Source organism: Variovorax paradoxus, assembly GCF_024734665.1.
GTDB lineage: Bacteria > Pseudomonadota > Gammaproteobacteria > Burkholderiales > Burkholderiaceae_C > Variovorax.
Map to the genome: position 1 here is coordinate 5,974,697 of NZ_CP102931.1, position 17,219 is coordinate 5,991,915.

A 17,219-nucleotide genomic window follows, 5' to 3' on the forward strand; every position below is an offset into this window, starting at 1 on the left:
GCTGTCACTGCATGGCGCGCGCCACGAGCAGCGTGTCTGTGAACTGCTCGAAGCGCCGCACCTTGCCGCCCTGCACCTGCCACACATGGGTGACGCGCGCGTGCATGGTCTTGCCGGTGGCGCGGTTGCGGCCGTGGTAGTCGCCGATGCCGACCACGGTGTCGCCGCCGTCGACCAGCCGCTCCAGCACGAAGCGGTAGCCCTCCCACTCGGCGCCCAGCGCCTTGAAGACCTTCTCGATCACCTGCGCCGGGCCGACGTGCGTGCCGGCGCAGGGAAAGCCGGCCATCTCGGTCCACTGCACGTCGTCGGACACGTCGGCGAACATGGCGTCGAGGTCCTGCCGGTCGGAGGCGGCGTAGTGATCGGCAACGATCTGGTGGGGCGTGCGCATGAAGTGAAGCTCCTGGTGTGACAGCAAAAAATGGAAGGAATCAGACCGGCCCGAACTCGGGCGGATAGACGGTCTGCGAGGCCTTGCGCATGAAGGCGCCCGCGGGGTTGTTGGCGACTTCGCCGGCACCGGTGACGCCGAGGAACTTGCCGGTCGAGCGGCCGCGCGCAAAGTCGAAGAAGAACACCGACGCCACCGGAATCAGGAACTCGCGGAAGGTGAAGACGTACTGCTCGTCGTCGAACTTCCAGTAGCTCGCCAGGTCGACGTCCCCGTGGCCGCGCTGCACGCCGACCAGGCACTGCCAGGCGTAGCGCTCCGAGCTCAGGTAGGTGTGCTCGTAGGTGTGGTTGGGGCTGTAGGTCTGCCAGGTGCGCAGGCCGATGAGGTCGCGCGTGGCGTGCGGGACAAGGCCGGTGGCATCACCGCCCTCGAGCGTGCCGACCCAGAAGTCCTGCGGCACACGCGGCTGGCCGGCGGCCTCCTCGGCACCGACGATGCGGCAGCGGATGGCGAGCACGCGGCGCGTGCGCGTGTTGAGCACCACGGTCAGTGCCTCGGTGGGCCGGCCGGCCTGCGTGATATCGAGGAAGAAGGTGTCTGGCGCGACCTCGATGGCCTCGTACCAGTCGCCCTGCGCCTGCCCGCCGCGTGCCCCCTCTTCCTGCCAGTCGATCGTGTGCTGCGTGCGCGGCTTCAATGTGAGGCGGAAGTCGGGCAGGGCCAGCACCAGCGTCCGGCCCGCAAGCGCGTCGGTGGGCGGCAGGCGGTTGGTGGCAATGCCGAGTGCGAACTGGTCGTAGGTCTTCCAGTCGGCAGGCTTGGTGGTGTCTGTGCTCATGGCGTCGTTGTTCCTTGCTCAGGCGTCGTGCGCAAAGGCGATGGTGGGAAGGTCCACGGCGCAGGCGCCGCCATCGACCATCAGCGAGCTGCCGGTGACCATCGCGGCCAGCGGCGAGGCGAGGAACATCACGGCATTCGCCACGTCCCCGGGGCTGGCGGCGCGGCCCATGGGCACGTCGCGCGTGACGAGGTCGTAGGCCGCATCGGTGCCGGCCAGGCGGTACTTGTCGACGAGCACCTGCATCTGTTCGTCGGCCATCTCGGTGCGCACCCAGCCCGGGCACACCGCGTTCACGCGCACGCCCTGCCTGCCGTAGTCACGCGCCAGCGAACGCACCAGGCCGATGAGCGCATGCTTCATCGTCACGTAGCCGACCACGCCCGGCCCTGCGAAGTGGCCTGCGAGGGAAGACAGCACGACGATGTTGCCGCGCCGCTCGATCAGCTCGGGCAGCAGTTCGCGTGCGCAGACGAAGGCGGTGTCGAGGTTCAGGCGCGTCGAGAGCGCCCACGAGGCGTCGTCGGTGGACAGCGCATCTCCCACGCCGTGGCCGCCCGCGTTGGCGACGAGCACGTCGACACGGCCGAACTTCTCGCGTGCCTGGGTCAGTGCCCGGCGCACGTCTTCTGTGCTGGCGGCGTCGCCTGCCACCGCGAGGCCGTCGAGCTTCGAAGCGACGGCCTCGAGCTGCGCAAGGCGCCGCCCCATCAGCACGACACGGCCGCCCGCCGCGGCGAACTGCGCAGCGACCGCCGCACCGATGCCGGTGCCGCCGCCCGTAATGAACGCGACCTTGCCGGCCATGGAATCTCTCGTGGAACTCATTTGCTCTGTCTCCTTGTCGGGATCGACTCTAGGTTTCGGCGCGCATCGGCGATTGACCGAACGCGCAGAGTTAGTTGCCCGACAGCGCGAAGTCGGCGCAGCGCTCAGCCAGCATCACCGTGGGCGCGTTGGTGTTGCCGCTGACCAGCGATGGCATTACCGAGGCGTCGCACACGCGCAGCCTCGCCACGCCGTGCACGCGCATGCGCGCATCGACCACGGCCAACTCATCGCGGCCCATACGGCAGGTGCCGCTCGGGTGGTAGACGGTCTTGGCGCGCTGGCGCACGTAGGCCTCGATGGCATCGTCGGCCAGGTCCTCGGCGGCGGACGGCGCGAGCTCCTCCGACACCAGCTCGCGCAGCGCCGGCGCGCGCAGGATGCGGCGTGCCAGCTTCACGCCGCGCACCAGCGTGGCGACGTCTTCCGGCGCCTGCAGGTAGCCGCCGTCGAACAGGATCGGTGCCATCGGGTCGGCGCTGCGCAGCCGCACGCTGCCGCGCGATCGGGGCCGCAGGAAACAGGGGTTGATCGAGATGCCGTGGCCGGCCAGCGGCTCGCGGTCGACGTCGCCCACCAGCACCGGCAGCACGTGGAACTGCAGGTCAGGCCGACCTTCGCCGGTGGTGTCGACAAAGCCGCCGCTCTCGACCACGTTGGAGGTGAGAAGGCCGGTGTTGAAGAGCGTCCATTGCAGGCCGTGCTTCAGCGCGGCCAGGCCGCGGTCGTTGCCCAGCAGGCTGATCGGCTCGCGCGTGCGGCCGTAGACCGACACCTCCAGGTGGTCCTGGAAGTTCTCGCCCACGCCGGGCAGGTCACGCGCCACGGGAATGCCAAGCGCCTGCAGCTGCGCGCCGGGGCCGATGCCCGACAGCATCAGCAGCTTGGGCGATGCCAGCGCGCCGGCCGAGAGGATCACTTCCTGGCTTGCCGTGGCCACGATGTCCTCGCCGGTGCCGCCCTGGCCGGTGCGGTAGACCACGCCCGTGGCGGCGCCGTCCTGCGTCAGCACACGCATCACATGGGCGCCGGTGACCACCGTGAGCTTCGGGTTGCCGCGCACGGCCGCGAGGTAGGTGGCCGCGGTGCTCGCGCGCCGGCCTTCGAAGGTGGTCGTCTGGTAGAAGCCCACGCCGGCCTGGTCGGCGCCGTTGAAGTCGTCGTTGTAGGCCAGACCGCTTTGCTGCGCCGCGCGCAGGAAAGCCAGGCTCAGCGGGTGCCGGAAGCGCGTGTCGCTCACCTTCAGCGGCCCGCTGGTGCCGTGCAGCTCGCAGGCGAAGCGCGCGTTCGACTCGGCCTTGCGGAACCACGGCAGCACGTCGCTCCAGCTCCAGCCTTCGCAGCCCTGTGCCTGCCAGCCGTCGTAGTCGGCCGGCGTGCCCCGGATGTAGACCATGGCGTTGACCGAGCTGCCGCCGCCCAGCGTGCGGCCCTGCGGCACGAACATCCTGCGGCCGCCCGCCGCGGGTTGCGGCTCGCTCTCGTAGGCCCAGGTGCGCTCGGTGCCGATCACGCGCACGAAGGTGGCGGGCATGTGGATGAAGCGGTCGTTGTCGGGCGGGCCGGCCTCCAGCAGCAGCACGCTGCGCCCCGCCAGCGCCAGCCGGTGCGCGAGCACGCAGCCCGCCGAGCCGGCCCCCACCACCACGAAATCGAAAACCTGTTGCGCCATGTTCGTCCGGAGTTGTTGTTCCGCCCGGATGCTCGGCGCTGCGGCGCGCCATGGATCACCGAGGCGGGTTGGTGCAACTCAAAATGCGCTGTCGGTCAATGCCGGGGTGCCCTGCGACAATCGGGAAATGCCTTTCGCCCCATTGCAAAACGACACTTTCCTGCGAGCCTGCTGGCGCCAGGCCACCGACCACACGCCCGTCTGGCTCATGCGCCAGGCCGGCCGCTACCTGCCGGAGTACGTTGCCACCCGCGCCAAGGCGGGCAGCTTCATGGGACTGGCCACCAACACCGACTACGCCACCGAGGTCACGCTGCAGCCGCTGGAGCGCTACCCGCTCGACGCAGCCATCCTGTTTTCCGACATCCTGACAGTGCCCGACGCCATGGGCCTGGGCCTGTCGTTCGAGGCCGGCGAGGGCCCGCGCTTCGCGCGCCCGGTGCGCGATGAAGCGGCGGTGGCCGCGCTCGAAGTGCCCGACATGGACAAGCTGCGCTACGTGTTCGATGCCGTGGCCTCGATCCGCAAGGCGCTGGACGGCCGCGTGCCGCTGATCGGCTTCTCGGGCAGCCCGTGGACGCTGGCCTGCTACATGGTGGAAGGCGCGGGCTCCAGCGACTACCGCCTCGTGAAGAGCATGCTCTACAGCCGCCCCGACCTCATGCACCGCCTGCTGGCCGTGAATGCCGACTCGGTGGCCACGTATCTCAATGCCCAGATCGACGCCGGCGCGCAGGCCGTGATGGTGTTCGACAGCTGGGGCGGCGTGCTGGCCGACGGCGCGTTCCAGGAGTTCAGCCTCGCCTACACGGCCCGCGTGCTGGCCGGCCTCAAACGCACCGGCGCCGACGGCCAGCCCGTGCCGCGCATCGTGTTCACCAAGGGCGGCGGCCTGTGGCTCGACGCCATGCGCGAGCTCGACTGCGAAGTGCTGGGCGTCGACTGGACCGTGAACCTGGCCTCGGCGCGAAAGCAGATCGCCGAAGGCTCGGACGGCAAGGCCAAGGCCCTGCAGGGCAACATCGACCCCAACGTGCTGTTCGCGCCGCCCGCGCAGATCGAGGCCGAGGTGGCGAAAGTGCTGCAGGCTTTCGGCAAGCCCCACGCCGACCGCAACGCCCAGGGCCCCACGCACATCTTCAACCTGGGCCATGGCATCAGCCAGTTCACGCCGCCAGAGCATGTGGCGGCGCTGGTGCAGGCGGTGCACGCCCAGTCGCGCGCGCTGCGCGGTTAACACTGCAGTCTTCGGGAGCGGGCCGGCGGGGCGCTGAGCCGCCCCGTAAAGTTGGTACGAAGCCGTTTGTCAAGCGCAAAAACGGCATATCGGTCTGACTTATGCACAAAACCCGTGTTGCACTGCGCAAGATTTTCCGGGGGACCTCCCTCTTTGCTCCTAAAGAGATAGCGACGCTAAGTTATTGATTTATATAGGATTTGAACTTTGCTTTTTTTCCGGGCATTCCAGCCAGAGCCTTGATTTTCAAGGCCCCGCGGCGAATCGAGCTGGCTTGTCAACAAAGTTATCCACAGAAACTCTGGACGGCCTCCAAAGCTCTGAAAAATCAACAACTTAAGCGCTCTTGCTCAAAGTCTCCTTAACAAACCTTTCCAAGAAGGACCGCTCATCTCCACAGCCGGCCTCCCCTCAGACAGCGCTTCCCAGCCGACGAACGGTGCGCCACCGGCCCTGCCGTGGCGGCTCGACATCGCGGTGCAGACGCCCGCGCACGCCGCGCTCGGCGACCTGCTGAGCTACGCCAGCGCCGAGCCCATGCCGCCCGGCACGCTGGTGCGCGTACCGCTGGGCAAGCGCGAAGTGCTGGGCGTGGTCTGGAACGAGCCGGTTTCGCTGGTGGATGCCGAACCCGACATGGCACTGAAGCCCGTGGGCGCGGCGCTCGACGCGCTGGCCCCGCTGGGCGAGGCCTGGCGCGACCTCGTGGCCTTTGCAGCGCGCTACTACCAGCGCTCGATCGGCGAGATCGCGCTGGCCGCCCTGCCGCCGCAGCTGCGCGACCTGTCGACGACGCAGCTGGCGCGCCGCCTCAAGCGCAAGACGACGGCCGGGCCAGTGGCCGAGACAGCCGAATCGGCGAACCTGATCGCGCTGAGCGCGGAGCAGACGGCCGCCCTGGCGCGCATCGAAGCCGAAGCAGGTACTTTTTTGCTGGTCGGCAGCACAGGCAGCGGCAAGACCGAGGTCTACCTGCGCTGCGTGGCCGACCTGCTGGCGCGCGACCCCGAGGCGCAGGCGCTGGTGATGGTGCCCGAGATCAACCTCACGCCGCAGCTCGAAGCCCGCTTCAAGGCCCGCTTCGGCGAAGAGGCTGTGGTGTCGCTGCACAGCGGCATGACCAATCCGCAGCGGCTGGCGAGCTGGCTGGCGGCGCACGGCGGCGCGGCGCGCATCGTGCTGGGCACGCGCATGGCGGTGTTCGCATCGATCCCGGAGCTGAAGCTCATCGTGGTCGACGAAGAGCATGACCCGAGCTACAAGCAGCAGGAAGGCGCGCGCTATTCCGCCCGCGACCTCGCCGTGTGGCGCGGCCAGCGCGAAAAGGCCAAGGTAATCCTGGGCTCGGCCACGCCTTCGCTCGAGAGCTGGCACCAGAGCCGGCCCGCCGAAGGCGAAGACCCGGGCGGGCGCTATGTGCGTCTGGCGATGCCATCGCGTATTGGCGCGGGCGAGTTACCGGCCGTGCGCTTGGTCGACATGAATTTGCAGCCGCCAAAGACGGTGATTTCGGGCGCGCTGCTCGACGCCATCGGCCAGCGCATCGCGCGCGGCGAGCAGAGCATGATCTTCTTGAACCGGCGCGGCTACGCACCGGTGCTGGCCTGCGGCGACTGCGGCTGGAAAAGCGAATGCCCGCACTGCAGCGCCTACCGCGTGTTCCACAAGATCGACCGCACCCTGCGCTGCCACCACTGCGGCTTTACCGAGCGCGTGCCGCGCGCCTGCCCGGCCTGCGGCAACCCCGACATCGCGCCCGTGGGCCGCGGCACCGAGCGGCTCGAAGAGCACCTGGCCGAGCTGTTCTCGGCTGTGAAGCACCCGGATGGCAGCGCGGTGCGCATTGCGCGCATCGACGCCGACAGCACCAAGAAGCAGGGCGCGCTCGAATCGCAGCTCGCGGCCGTGCACGCGGGCGAGGTCGACGTGCTGGTCGGCACGCAGATGATCGCCAAGGGCCACGACTTCCGCCGCATCACGCTGGTGGCGGCGGTGAACCCCGACGGCGCGCTGTTCTCCAGTGACTTCCGCGCGCCCGAGCGGCTGTTCAGCCTGCTGATGCAGTCGGCCGGCCGCGCGGGCCGCGATGCCGCGTATCTCGCAGCGCAGGGCGCGAAGGCCGAGATGTGGATCCAGACGCACCATGCGCAGCACCCGCTGTTCATGGCGCTGCGCAAGCACGACTACGCCAGCTTCGCGCAGCAGCAGCTCGACGAGCGCCGCGCGGCCGGCATGCCTCCCTTCGCGTTCCAGGCACTGCTGCGGGCCGACGCGAGAGAGCAGTCGGTGGCGCAGGGCTTCCTGAACATGGCGGCAGACCAGGCCGAGGCACTGCCGGGCTCCGACCTCGTCACGCGCTACCCGGCAGTGCCGCTGGCGATCCAGCGCGTGGCCAATGTGGAGCGTGCGCAGATGCTGATCGAAAGCCCCTCGCGCGCCGCGCTGCAGCGGCTGCTTGCGGGCTGGCAGCCGCTATTGCACGAGTTGCGGCGCACGCCGGAGGGCAAGGGCGTGATCCGCTGGCTCGTCGACGTCGATCCGCACAGCATCTGAGCCGATGGATCGGCGACTGGTCAACCTGAGACCGCGGTTTCAGTGGTAGCCAGTGGGCTCCTTGCCCATGTCCACATAACGCAGCTCGTTGTGCCTGCGCCGCGCGATGCTCACGGGCCACGCGAACACCACGAGGCTCAGCGCGGCGAGCGCGAGCCCGGTGGCGGTGCCGAACTTGCCGGCATGCCAGAACCAGCCGACGCCGGCGAGACATACCAACCACAGCAGGATGCGAAAAAGAATTGCCATTGCGCGCCCCTTCACACCTTTGACTTGCAAGCACTGTAGCAGCGCATCTGCAAACTCAAGCATTCATCTGAAGTCATAGCGATATCTATGCCTTACGGCCTGCCTTGGCCTACCCGAAAATTTGTGAAAAAAGAGTTGACGACATGCCCCGGGGCTGTTCAAGCTGTAACAGCGCGCGAACTCCTCGCGGGTTTCGCGTTCCAAGCAAGCTCGTCTATTGAAGGCAAAGGGTAGGTCGCCGTGAAACCGCCGTCTTTCGCAGGTTGGGTTCTCTCGCTCGCGTCGTGCTTCGCCTGCGTTCTTGCCGCACCCATTGCTTCGGCGGCCGAGCTCGATCTGCAGGGCAGCCGCCTGGTGGTGTCGGGCATGCTCGACGGCACCGCAATCAAGGAATTCACCGACCAGCTGGGCAGTGGAACGGTCCATACCGTGGTCTTCGAGGACTCGTTCGGCGGCACCGCCGAAGCAGCGGGCGCATACGCCGACGCCATCCGCGCGAGCGGCGTGCAGACCGAAATACGAGGCCAGTGCATGGCCGCCTGCGCATACGCCTTCCTGGCCGGCAAGACGCACCGCTTCGGCTATGGCCTGCAGGTCAACGGCATCCTGCTGCCGGTCGCGTCGCGCCCCACGGCCGCCGAACTGGCAATACGTTGGCGCGGCGACGAGGCCCACAAGACGCTGGCCGACTTCACGCCCACCGCCGCTCCCTCCGCAGCCAAGCCGGTGGAAGCCAGCGCCCCGCCCGTCTTCAAGGACAACTGGCAGCCTGACCACGGCGTGCTCTTCACCGCGAGCCCGACGCTCTTCGGCCGCATCTACAACACCTACTACTGCGACGGCACGCAGGGCCGCGACTTCTCGAAGTGCGAGCGCCTTGCCGATGCCGACCCGTACAAGCTCGGCGTCCTAACCCCGTAGCACGCTCACCGCGAGCGGAAAGCTGAAGAAGGCAATCGCCGTCGTCCACAGGATGATGCGCGCGATGCGCCCGTTGTCCGCGCCGAAGCGCTCGGCCAGCATCGACACGTTGCTCGCGCTCGGCAGCGCCGCGACCAGCACGATCACCACCAGCGCCGCATGCGACAGCGGCAGCCCGAGCGCAATGGCGCCGAGCCCCAGGCCCCACACCAGCAGCGGATGCGCGAGCAGCTTCACCGCCACCACCGGCAGCACGTCGCTCCATGCCGCCTTGGTCGCAGGGCTGCGCGCCGTGGTGCCCATGGCCTCCGCTACGGCCGCGCTGGCGCCATGCTCGCGCGCCAGCAGCGCCGAGCGGGCCAGCACCGCCCCGATGGTGAAAAGCGCCACCGGCGAGGCCGCATCGGCCAGCATGGCGATGGTGCGCTCGATGGGCCCCGGCAGCGGCCAGCGCGCAGCCGACAGCATCACGCCCAGCAGGATCGACCACGGCATCGGGTTGACCAGAATCCCGCGCAGCGCCTTGCGCGCCGCCTGCGTGGCACCGCGCCGCCCCGCGCCACCCGCACCGTCGAGGCGCGACAGCGCAATGCACAGCGACGAAGTCACCACGAGGTCGAACGCGATCGTGATGATCATCGGCCCCGCTGCCTGAGCCCCAAGAATGGCCACCAGCAGCGGCACGCCCATGAAGCCGGTGTTCGGAAACGCCGCCACCAGCGCGCCGAAGGCCGCGTCGTTCCAGCCGATGCGCGCATTGCGCGTGAACGTCACCACACCCGCCACCACGGCCAGCGCGCTGATGCCCCAGACCAGTGCGACGCTGCCGTCCAGCAACTGGCCGATCGGCGTGCCTGCGCCGAAGCGCAGCAGCATGCACGGCAGCGCGAAATACAGCACGAAGGTGTTGAGGCCGGGAATGGCGTCCAGCGGCAGGATGCGGGCGCGGGCCGCGCCGTAGCCGGCCGCGATTAACGCGAAGAAAGGGAAGGTAACAAGGAATACAGGCAGCACCAGACCATTGTCGTTGCCCACCAGCAGGCTGCATCGGCGTGTCTGGCCTACAACCCCGCGGGGGCCGGCCCCGTATCATTGCCCGCTTTGCGCCTGCCGTTCCCCACGGCGTTCTTCACGGCCTTTTTCCGGTTCTCTTTTTCTCCAATGTCTCACGGTCTCAATCCCGCGCAGCTCGAAGCTGTCAACTACATGTACGGTCCCTGCCTGGTGCTTGCCGGTGCGGGCTCGGGCAAGACGCGGGTGATCACTCACAAGATCGGCCGCCTCATCCAGTCGGGCATCGCGCCCCAGCGCATCGCGGCCATCACCTTCACCAACAAGGCAGCTGCAGAAATGCGCGAGCGCGCAAAGGATCTGATCGGCAAGGACGCGCGCAAGGTCGTGGTCTGCACCTTCCACGCGCTGGGCGTGCGCATGATGCGCGAGGACGGCGCCGTGCTCGGCCTGAAGAAGGCCTTCAGCATCCTCGACAGCGACGACGTCACCAAGATCCTGAAAGACGCCGGCGGCACCACCGACGCGGCCACCGCCCGCATCTGGCAGTGGACCATCAGCAAGTGGAAGAACATGGGCCTGAACGCCGCGCAGGCCGAGGCCCAGGCCGCGGACGACAACGAGCGCATCACCGCGAAGATCATGGGCCGCTACGAAGAGCGCCTGGCGGCCTACCAGAGCGTGGACTTCGACGACCTGATCGGCATGCCGCTGAAGCTGCTCTACGAATTTCCCGAGGTGCGCGCCAAGTGGCAGGCCGCGCTCGGCCACATCCTGGTGGACGAATACCAGGACACCAACGCCACGCAGTACGAAGTGCTCAAGGCCCTGGCCGGCGAGCGCGGCCACTTCACCGCGGTGGGCGACGACGACCAGTCCATCTACGGCTGGCGCGGCGCCACGCTCGACAACCTGCGCAAGCTGCCGGTCGACTACCCCAAGCTCAAGGTCATCAAGCTGGAGCAGAACTACCGCTCCACCAGCGCCATCCTGCGCGCGGCCAACAACGTGATCGGCCCCAACCCCAAGCTGTTTCCGAAGACGCTGTTCTCCGAGCTCGGCGAAGGCGAGCCGGTGCGCATCGTCGATGCCGACAGCGAAGTGCATGAGGCCGAGCGCGCCGTGGCGCGCATCGTGAGCATCCGCGCGGGCGACGCCATCACGCAGGGCAAGCAGCACAAGGAGTTCCGCGACTTCGCCATTCTTTACCGCGCCAACCACCAGGCGCGCGTGTTCGAGCAGGCGCTGCGCAAGGCGCAGATTCCGTACAAGGTCTCGGGCGGCCAGAGCTTCTTCGACCGCGCCGAAATCAAGGACCTTTGCGGCTGGTTCCGCCTGTGGGTCAACAACGACGACGACCCGGCATTCCTGCGTGCCATCACCACGCCCAAGCGCGGCATCGGCCACACCACGCTCGCGAGCCTGGGCACCTTCGCGAGCCAGTACAAGCTGAGCCTGTTCGAGGCGTTGTTCAGCCCCTCTCTGCCGAGCGTGATGCCCAAGCGCACGCTCGAGGGCATCCACGAGTTCGGCCGCTACATCAACGACCTGGAATACCGGGCGCGCCGCACCATGGGCGCGGAAGACTCGCGCACCTTCATGCTCGACTGGCTGAAGGAGATCGACTACGAGAAGCACCTCTACGACGGCGAAGACAGCGAAGCCGCCGCGGCCTCGCGCTGGACCAACGTGCTCGAGTTTGTCGACTGGATGTCGCAGCGCGCCGGCGGCACGCTCGACGACGCCTCGGGCGCCAACGACAACATCGAGACCGAACGCAAGAGCCTGCTCGAAGTGGCGCAGACCATCTCGCTGCTGTCGACCATCAGCGAGCGCGAACAAGACCAGGACGTGGTCACGCTCTCGACGCTGCACGCCTCCAAGGGCCTCGAATGGCCGCACGTGATGCTGATCGGCGTGAGCGAGGGCCTGCTGCCCTTCAAGCTCGACGACGACAACGGCCGCCAGCAGAAGGTGAGCGAAGACACGCTGCAGCGGCTGCAGGAAGAGCGCCGCCTGATGTACGTGGGCATCACGCGCGCGCAACGCAGCCTGGCCGTGAGCTGGACCAAGAAGCGCAAGCAGGGCCGCGAAATGGTGCCCTGCATACCCAGCCGCTTCATCGCCGAGATGGGCCTCGACAAAGAGACCATCAAGGAAGACCCGCGCGAAAAGCTCAAGGCTCTGCGCGCCGAGTTCGCGCGCAAGGCGCAGGACAGCGCAGCAAAGGCGGCAGCAGCCGCGGCGGCGCCATGAAGACGACCGCCACTGCCGCGTTGCTGGCCGCCGCTCTCCTCGCGCTGTCGGGTTGCGCCTCCGTGCGGGGCAGCGCCGACTGCCCCGCCGACGCGCGCGACCTGCCGGTGCAATCGCTCTACGGCCGCTGGGAAGCGCGCTTCGACAACCTGCCGGCCGTGGCCGCCGTACAGCTCGGCAAGCACCCCGACTACGACGGCGTGCGCGGCACCATCACGCGCAACGGCGCCAACCCGGCGAAGGCCACGGTCGCGCAGCTCGCGGGCGACGTGGACGACGAAGGCGCGCTCTCCATCGACGAATCGCAGGACGGCCGCGCCATCAGCGGCGTTTGGTCGGGCAAGCTGCAGGCCGGCTCCTGCGGGCGCGAATTCAGGGGCACGTGGCGCAACGCCGCGGACGAAAGCACGCATCCCTTCGTGCTCAGCAAGACGGTTGCCCAGGAAGGAAAGCAATGACGACGACACGACGACAACCCCGTTTCAACCTTCGCGCGCTCGCGGCCGTGGCCGCCTGCCTCGGCGGCGGCGCCGCGGTGCACGCGCAGGCCGTGGACAAGCCAGCGAGCCCGCTGGCCGACTCCCAGCTCACCTGGCAGCAGTGCGCCGCGCTCGGCGCCAACAACGAAGCGCGCCTGGCCTGCTTCGACCGCTGGGCGCAGCAGCAGACGCTGCCTTCGGTGTCGGTGCCCGTGGCGCCGCCCGTGCTGGCGACCACGCAACCGCCGGTGGACTCATCGATCCCGGCCACGCGCATCGTCTCGGTCGCCACCACCGAAGGCTGCCGCGACCGCCAGTACTCGGCGCTCTCGCGCTTCTGGGAACTGGAGAACGCCACCGACTGCGGCACCTTCGGCTTCCGCGGCTACCGTCCGCTCAACGTGTCGGTCTCGGCCGCCACCAAGAAGCCCGAGACGCCGACCTCGCCCTCGGCCGGCCACACCGCCGACCCGGTCGCCTACCAGGCCAACGAGATGCGCATCGGCCTGTCGGTGCGCACCAAGCTCGCGCAGGGCATGCTCACGCAGGACGACCCGACCAAGAAAGACTCGCTGTGGTTCGCCTACAGCCAGCAGTCGACCTGGCAGCTGTTCAACGGCGCCATCTCGCGGCCCTTCCGCACCACCGACCACGAACCCGAGCTGATGTACGTCTACCCGACTGACTTCAAGCTGCCAGGCGGCTGGCGCTGGCGCTATTCGGGCCTGGGCATCGTGCACCAGTCGAACGGCCAGACCCTGCCGCTGTCGCGCAGCTGGAACCGCGTGTACCTGATGGGCGGCGCCGAGCTCGACGACCGCTTCACCATCACCGGCCGCATCTGGAAGCGCATTTCCGAGAGCGCCGCCAAGGACGACAACCCCGACATCGCCGACTACTACGGCCGCGCCGAAATCACCGGCCGCTGGAACCTCAACCGCGACAACCAGCTCGCCGTGACCGTGCGCAACAACCTGCGCGACAGCGGCCGCGGCTCGGTGCGCCTCGAATGGCTCAAGGCCATCGGCGACCCGACCAAGAGCAACCTGCGCTTCCACACGCAGCTGTTCTCGGGCTATGGCGATACGCTGGTGGACTACAACCGCAAGCGCACGGTGCTGAGCATTGGCCTCAGCCTCGTCGATTTCTGATTCACTTCACACGTCGTTCCACACCATGAGTGCAGACCTGTCCCCCGTCGACGATATGCAGCGCGAGATCATCGCGGCGCTGCATGTCGCGCCCGTCTTCGATGCCGCCCACGAGCTGGAACGCCGCACCGACTTTCTCGCCAGCTACCTGAAGCGCACCGGCCTGAAGACGCTGGTGCTGGGCATCAGCGGCGGTGTCGATTCGCTGACCGCCGGCTGCCTCGCGCAGCGCGCCGTCGAGCGGCTGCGCGCCACGGGCTACGACGCCACCTTCATCGCGATGCGCCTGCCCTACGGCGTGCAGAAAGACGAAGCCGAAGCGCAGGCCTCGCTCGCGGTGATGAAGCCCGACCGCACCATCACCGTCGACATCCGGCCCGCCGTCGACGGCATGCTCGCCGCACTGAAGGCCGGCGACCTCACCTTCCGCGACGCGGCGCACGAAGATTTCGTGCTCGGCAACATCAAGGCACGCCAGCGCATGATTGCGCAGTTCGCGGTGGCCGGCGCGCACGACGGCATCGTCATCGGCACCGACCACGCGGCCGAGGCGCTGATGGGCTTCTTCACCAAGTTCGGCGACGGCGCGGCCGACATCACGCCGCTCACGGGCCTCAACAAGCGCCGCGTGCGCGCAGTGGCACAGCTGCTGGGCGCGCCCGATGCACTGGTCTACAAGGTGCCCACCGCCGACCTCGAATCGCTGGTGCCGGGCAAGCCCGACGAAGACGCCTTCGGCGTCACCTACGAGCAGATCGACGACTTCCTCGAAGGCAAGCCTGTGTCGGCCGCGGCCCGCCAGATCATTCTTGCGACGCATCGCAAGAGCGCCCACAAGCGCGCGCTGCCCGTCGAGCCCTTCTGACGGCGGCGGTTGCGGGGTGCGTGGCGGCAAAGTGCAGGATCGCTGGCCGGTGTATCAACAAGCGGGCTGAGGCCTTCGCAACAAACCATGACACACGACGACATGCGACAGACCTTCGACACGATGCGCGCCGCGAGCCTGCGCGCACAGACGCCGCCATGGAGCGAGCGCGCCGACCGTCTGAAGCGCCTGCGTGCGCTGGTGAAAGACAACCGCCAGGAAATCGCCGCCGCCATCAGCGCCGACTTCCATCACCGGGCCGCACAAGAAACCGAGCTTGCCGAAGTGTTCCCCAGCATCGAGGGCCTCCAGCACGCACTCGCGCACGGCAAGGCATGGATGCGCGTGCGCCGCCGCTCCACCGGCCTGTGGTTCAAGCCCGCATCGTCGCGGATCATGCCGCAGCCGCTGGGCGTGGTGGGCATCGTGGTGCCGTGGAACTACCCGCTGTACCTGGCGGTGGGACCAATGACCGCGGCGCTGGCGGCTGGCAACCGCGTGATGGTGAAGCAGTCGGAGTTCACGCCGCGCTTCGCCGAGCTGTTCGCCGCGCTGGTGCGAAAGCAGTTTGCCGAAGACGAGATCGCCATCGTCAACGGCGACGCCGAGACCGCGCGCGCCTTCTCCAGCCTGCCCTTCGATCATTTGCTGTTCACCGGCTCGACCGCCGTCGGCCACCACGTGATGCGCGCCGCGAGCGAGCACCTCACGCCGGTGACGCTTGAACTGGGCGGCAAGTCGCCGGCGATCATCGGGCCCGATGCCAACTTCGATAAAGCCATTGAACGCATCATCGTCGGCAAGACGCTGAATGCGGGCCAGACCTGCATCGCGCCCGACTACGTGCTGCTGCCCGAAGGCCAGCAGCAGCGCTTTGCAGAAAGCGCCCGGCGCGTGTTCGCCTCGATGTACCCGGCGCTGGCCACCAACACCGACTACACGAGCATCGTGAGCCCGCGCCACTTCGCGCGGCTGCAGGAGCTGTCGGCCCTGGCGCAGGAGCAAGGCGCCTCGGCCCTGCCCCTGTCCGACACCGCGCCTGACCCTGCGACGCGCCGCTTCCCGCCCGTGCTGCTGACCGGCGTGAACGACGGCATGCGCGTGATGCAGGAGGAAATCTTCGGCCCGCTGCTGCCGGTGCTGCCCTACAAGGGCATCGACGAGGCCATCGCGTATGTCAACGCGCACCCGCGCCCGCTCGCGCTGTACCTGTTCGAGAAGAACCGCGCGACCATCGACCGCGTGATGGAAAACACGGTGACCGGTGGCGTGTCGATCAACGAGACCCTGCTGCACGTCGCGCAAGACAACCTGCCCTTCGGCGGTGTAGGCGCCAGCGGCATGGGCGCGTACCACGGCGAACACGGCTTCGAGACTTTCTCGAAGATGAAGCCGATCTTTCACCAGTCGGCGCTGAACGGCCTGGGCCTGTTCAAGCCGCCTTACGGCAAGACCTTCGAACGGATGATGAAGTTGCTGGTGCGCTGAAGGATCAGCGCTCAGGGTCAGCGGGTCACAACCTTCCAGCGACCAGCCGCGATCTCGGCGGCGTAGGGCGCGGGAATGCTGGCGCCGTAGCTGTTGTCGCAAACGACGGCGTCGTAGCTGCAGACAGCCTGGCCCCTCGCGTCGTACAGGGTCCAGCGCACCTGCGTGCCGTCGGGCGCTTCATGCACCACCTGCATCGAGGGCGCGCCGATGTTGGCGCCCACGTGGGCATAGCGCGCGTCAACAGTCATGGGCACATGGGGCGGAAAGGGCTGGTTGCCGGGCAGGTCGAACCATTCGTCATGAGCGAGCATGCTGCGCTCGGCGACCTTCCAGACGCGATGCCGCAGGAAGTGCTGGTCGGCATAGCGCGCAGAGAACGGCCGGCTCTTCAGGTACGCGCGCATGTCGCCCGCGATGTCTGAGAAGACGCCCTGGCACGCACCCCACATGCCGGCGAGTATCAGCTCGGTGTGCGAGTGGTAGTCGCGCATGACGTGGAACCAGCGGTCCGACGCGCACCACGCGCGCACGGCAGCTTGGTCGCGCGTGGACAGCAGCGAGTCGGCATCGCGGAACTGCACGCGGTCGATATCGCGATCGTCGAGCGCGAGAAAACGCCACATGGTGCCCGGCAGGTCTTCGCCGCCGACTGAACGCACGTCGACCACCGACGCGCCCGCATGCACCAGCCGCTCGCACACCGCCTCCGGCACCGAGGCATCGACGTAGAAGCGGCAGACCCACGCCGGAAAGAACTCGTGCGCGGCCCGCACGTTGAGCAGCGCCATCTCGCAGTAGCGCGGATCGCTGCCGAACAGACTGAACGCGATGACGTTGCGATGGCGGCTTCTTTCGTCGAAGCACCGCGGCACGGGCGAATCGACCGTGGCAGCGACTACTTCCGTCGCAGCCTCCTGCAGCTTGAGCCACAGCGACACCGAGCCGAACTCGCCCGCCTCGTCCCGCTTGCCCAACTGCCCCGCCGCTTCCGCCAGTCCGTCGTAGGTGTTCGCGGTCTTCAACTCGCTGGCGACGCGGCAGTAGAGGCGGTAGGCCTGCTGCGGCTGGTCGAGCCGCATCAGGCACAGCGCAACGTCGGCCAGCGGCTGCGGGCTGTGCGTGGCCTGCCAGGCCTGCATTGCGAACTTGTGCGCCTGCGCGTAGTCGCCCCGCGCGAAGGCGGCGCGGAACTGCTCGCCCAGCGCATTCAGCGCCTGCTGCGTGAGCGCGGGCCTGCGGCCCGGAATCACCGGTTGTCTTCTCTTCACACG

14 protein-coding genes and 1 pseudogene are annotated in these 17,219 nt (G+C 68.1%); 8 read left to right on the forward strand and 7 right to left on the reverse strand.

The features are described 5' to 3' along the window. Window positions 1-4 precede the first annotated feature (4 nt). The 4 genes and pseudogenes from NWF24_RS28165 to NWF24_RS28180 all read right to left on the reverse strand — a co-directional run. Window positions 5-394: a nuclear transport factor 2 family protein gene (locus NWF24_RS28165; protein WP_093178263.1), complete on the reverse strand. Its 390-nt coding sequence runs from the start codon at window positions 392-394 to the stop codon at window positions 5-7. A 40-nt stretch (window positions 395-434) separates the two neighbouring features. Next, entirely contained in the window at window positions 435-1,235 is an 801-nt protein-coding gene (locus NWF24_RS28170; protein WP_258351414.1) for a molybdenum cofactor biosynthesis F family protein, read from the reverse strand. Between the two features lie 18 nt (window positions 1,236-1,253). After that, a complete protein-coding gene (locus tag NWF24_RS28175) occupies window positions 1,254-2,063 on the reverse strand; it encodes an SDR family NAD(P)-dependent oxidoreductase (protein ID WP_258351415.1) in 810 nt (269 codons plus the stop codon). Window positions 2,064-2,142: 79 nt separating this feature from the next. Next, window positions 2,143-3,735 (reverse strand): annotated as a pseudogene (locus tag NWF24_RS28180) (GMC family oxidoreductase); the annotation flags it as partial. Window positions 3,736-3,862: 127 nt separating this feature from the next. Here NWF24_RS28180 and hemE point away from each other — a divergent pair. Next, window positions 3,863-4,972, forward strand: a complete 1,110-nt coding sequence (hemE, locus tag NWF24_RS28185) for a uroporphyrinogen decarboxylase (protein WP_258351417.1) — start codon at window positions 3,863-3,865, stop codon at window positions 4,970-4,972. Between the two features lie 453 nt (window positions 4,973-5,425). Continuing rightward, window positions 5,426-7,525, forward strand: coding sequence for a replication restart helicase PriA (gene priA, locus NWF24_RS28190; RefSeq protein WP_446001733.1), 2,100 nt, complete (start codon window positions 5,426-5,428; stop codon window positions 7,523-7,525). Between the two features lie 39 nt (window positions 7,526-7,564). Here the strand turns inward: priA and NWF24_RS28195 are convergent, their stop codons facing one another. Further along, window positions 7,565-7,774, reverse strand: a complete 210-nt coding sequence (locus tag NWF24_RS28195; RefSeq protein WP_093057220.1) for a hypothetical protein — start codon at window positions 7,772-7,774, stop codon at window positions 7,565-7,567. Between the two features lie 240 nt (window positions 7,775-8,014). On the opposite strand from NWF24_RS28195, the gene NWF24_RS28200 reads away from it, so the two are divergent. After that, a complete protein-coding gene (locus NWF24_RS28200) occupies window positions 8,015-8,695 on the forward strand; it encodes a hypothetical protein (RefSeq protein WP_258351419.1) in 681 nt (226 codons plus the stop codon). On the opposite strand, the gene NWF24_RS28205 is transcribed toward NWF24_RS28200, so the two are convergent. Then, on the reverse strand, window positions 8,684-9,709 hold the full coding sequence (locus NWF24_RS28205) for an AEC family transporter (RefSeq protein WP_258355369.1): 1,026 nt from the start codon (window positions 9,707-9,709) through the stop codon (window positions 8,684-8,686). The genes NWF24_RS28200 and NWF24_RS28205 overlap by 12 nt on opposite strands. Window positions 9,710-9,856: 147 nt before the next feature. On the opposite strand from NWF24_RS28205, the gene NWF24_RS28210 reads away from it, so the two are divergent. From NWF24_RS28210 to NWF24_RS28230, 5 genes are all read left to right on the forward strand, one after another. Then, window positions 9,857-11,962 carry an ATP-dependent helicase gene (locus NWF24_RS28210; RefSeq protein ID WP_093057218.1) on the forward strand — a complete coding sequence of 702 codons (2,106 nt, stop codon included), beginning with the start codon at window positions 9,857-9,859 and terminating at the stop codon, window positions 11,960-11,962. After that, entirely contained in the window at window positions 11,959-12,420 is a 462-nt protein-coding gene (locus tag NWF24_RS28215) for a hypothetical protein (protein ID WP_258351420.1), read from the forward strand. The genes NWF24_RS28210 and NWF24_RS28215 overlap by 4 nt, the downstream gene beginning before the upstream one ends. Continuing rightward, entirely contained in the window at window positions 12,417-13,592 is a 1,176-nt protein-coding gene (locus tag NWF24_RS28220; protein WP_258351421.1) for a phospholipase A, read from the forward strand. Before NWF24_RS28215 ends, NWF24_RS28220 begins: the two co-directional genes overlap by 4 nt. Window positions 13,593-13,617: 25 nt before the next feature. After that, window positions 13,618-14,457 carry an ammonia-dependent NAD(+) synthetase gene (gene nadE, locus NWF24_RS28225; RefSeq protein WP_258351422.1) on the forward strand — a complete coding sequence of 280 codons (840 nt, stop codon included), beginning with the start codon at window positions 13,618-13,620 and terminating at the stop codon, window positions 14,455-14,457. 87 nt (window positions 14,458-14,544) lie between these two features. Next, the gene (locus NWF24_RS28230; protein WP_258351423.1) at window positions 14,545-15,945 is read left to right on the forward strand and encodes a coniferyl aldehyde dehydrogenase; all 1,401 of its coding nucleotides are present in this window, start codon (window positions 14,545-14,547) and stop codon (window positions 15,943-15,945) included. Between the two features lie 17 nt (window positions 15,946-15,962). On the opposite strand, the gene NWF24_RS28235 is transcribed toward NWF24_RS28230, so the two are convergent. Then, the gene (locus NWF24_RS28235) at window positions 15,963-17,216 is read right to left on the reverse strand and encodes a tetratricopeptide repeat protein (RefSeq protein WP_258351424.1); all 1,254 of its coding nucleotides are present in this window, start codon (window positions 17,214-17,216) and stop codon (window positions 15,963-15,965) included. Between the last annotated feature and the right edge of the window lie 3 nt (window positions 17,217-17,219).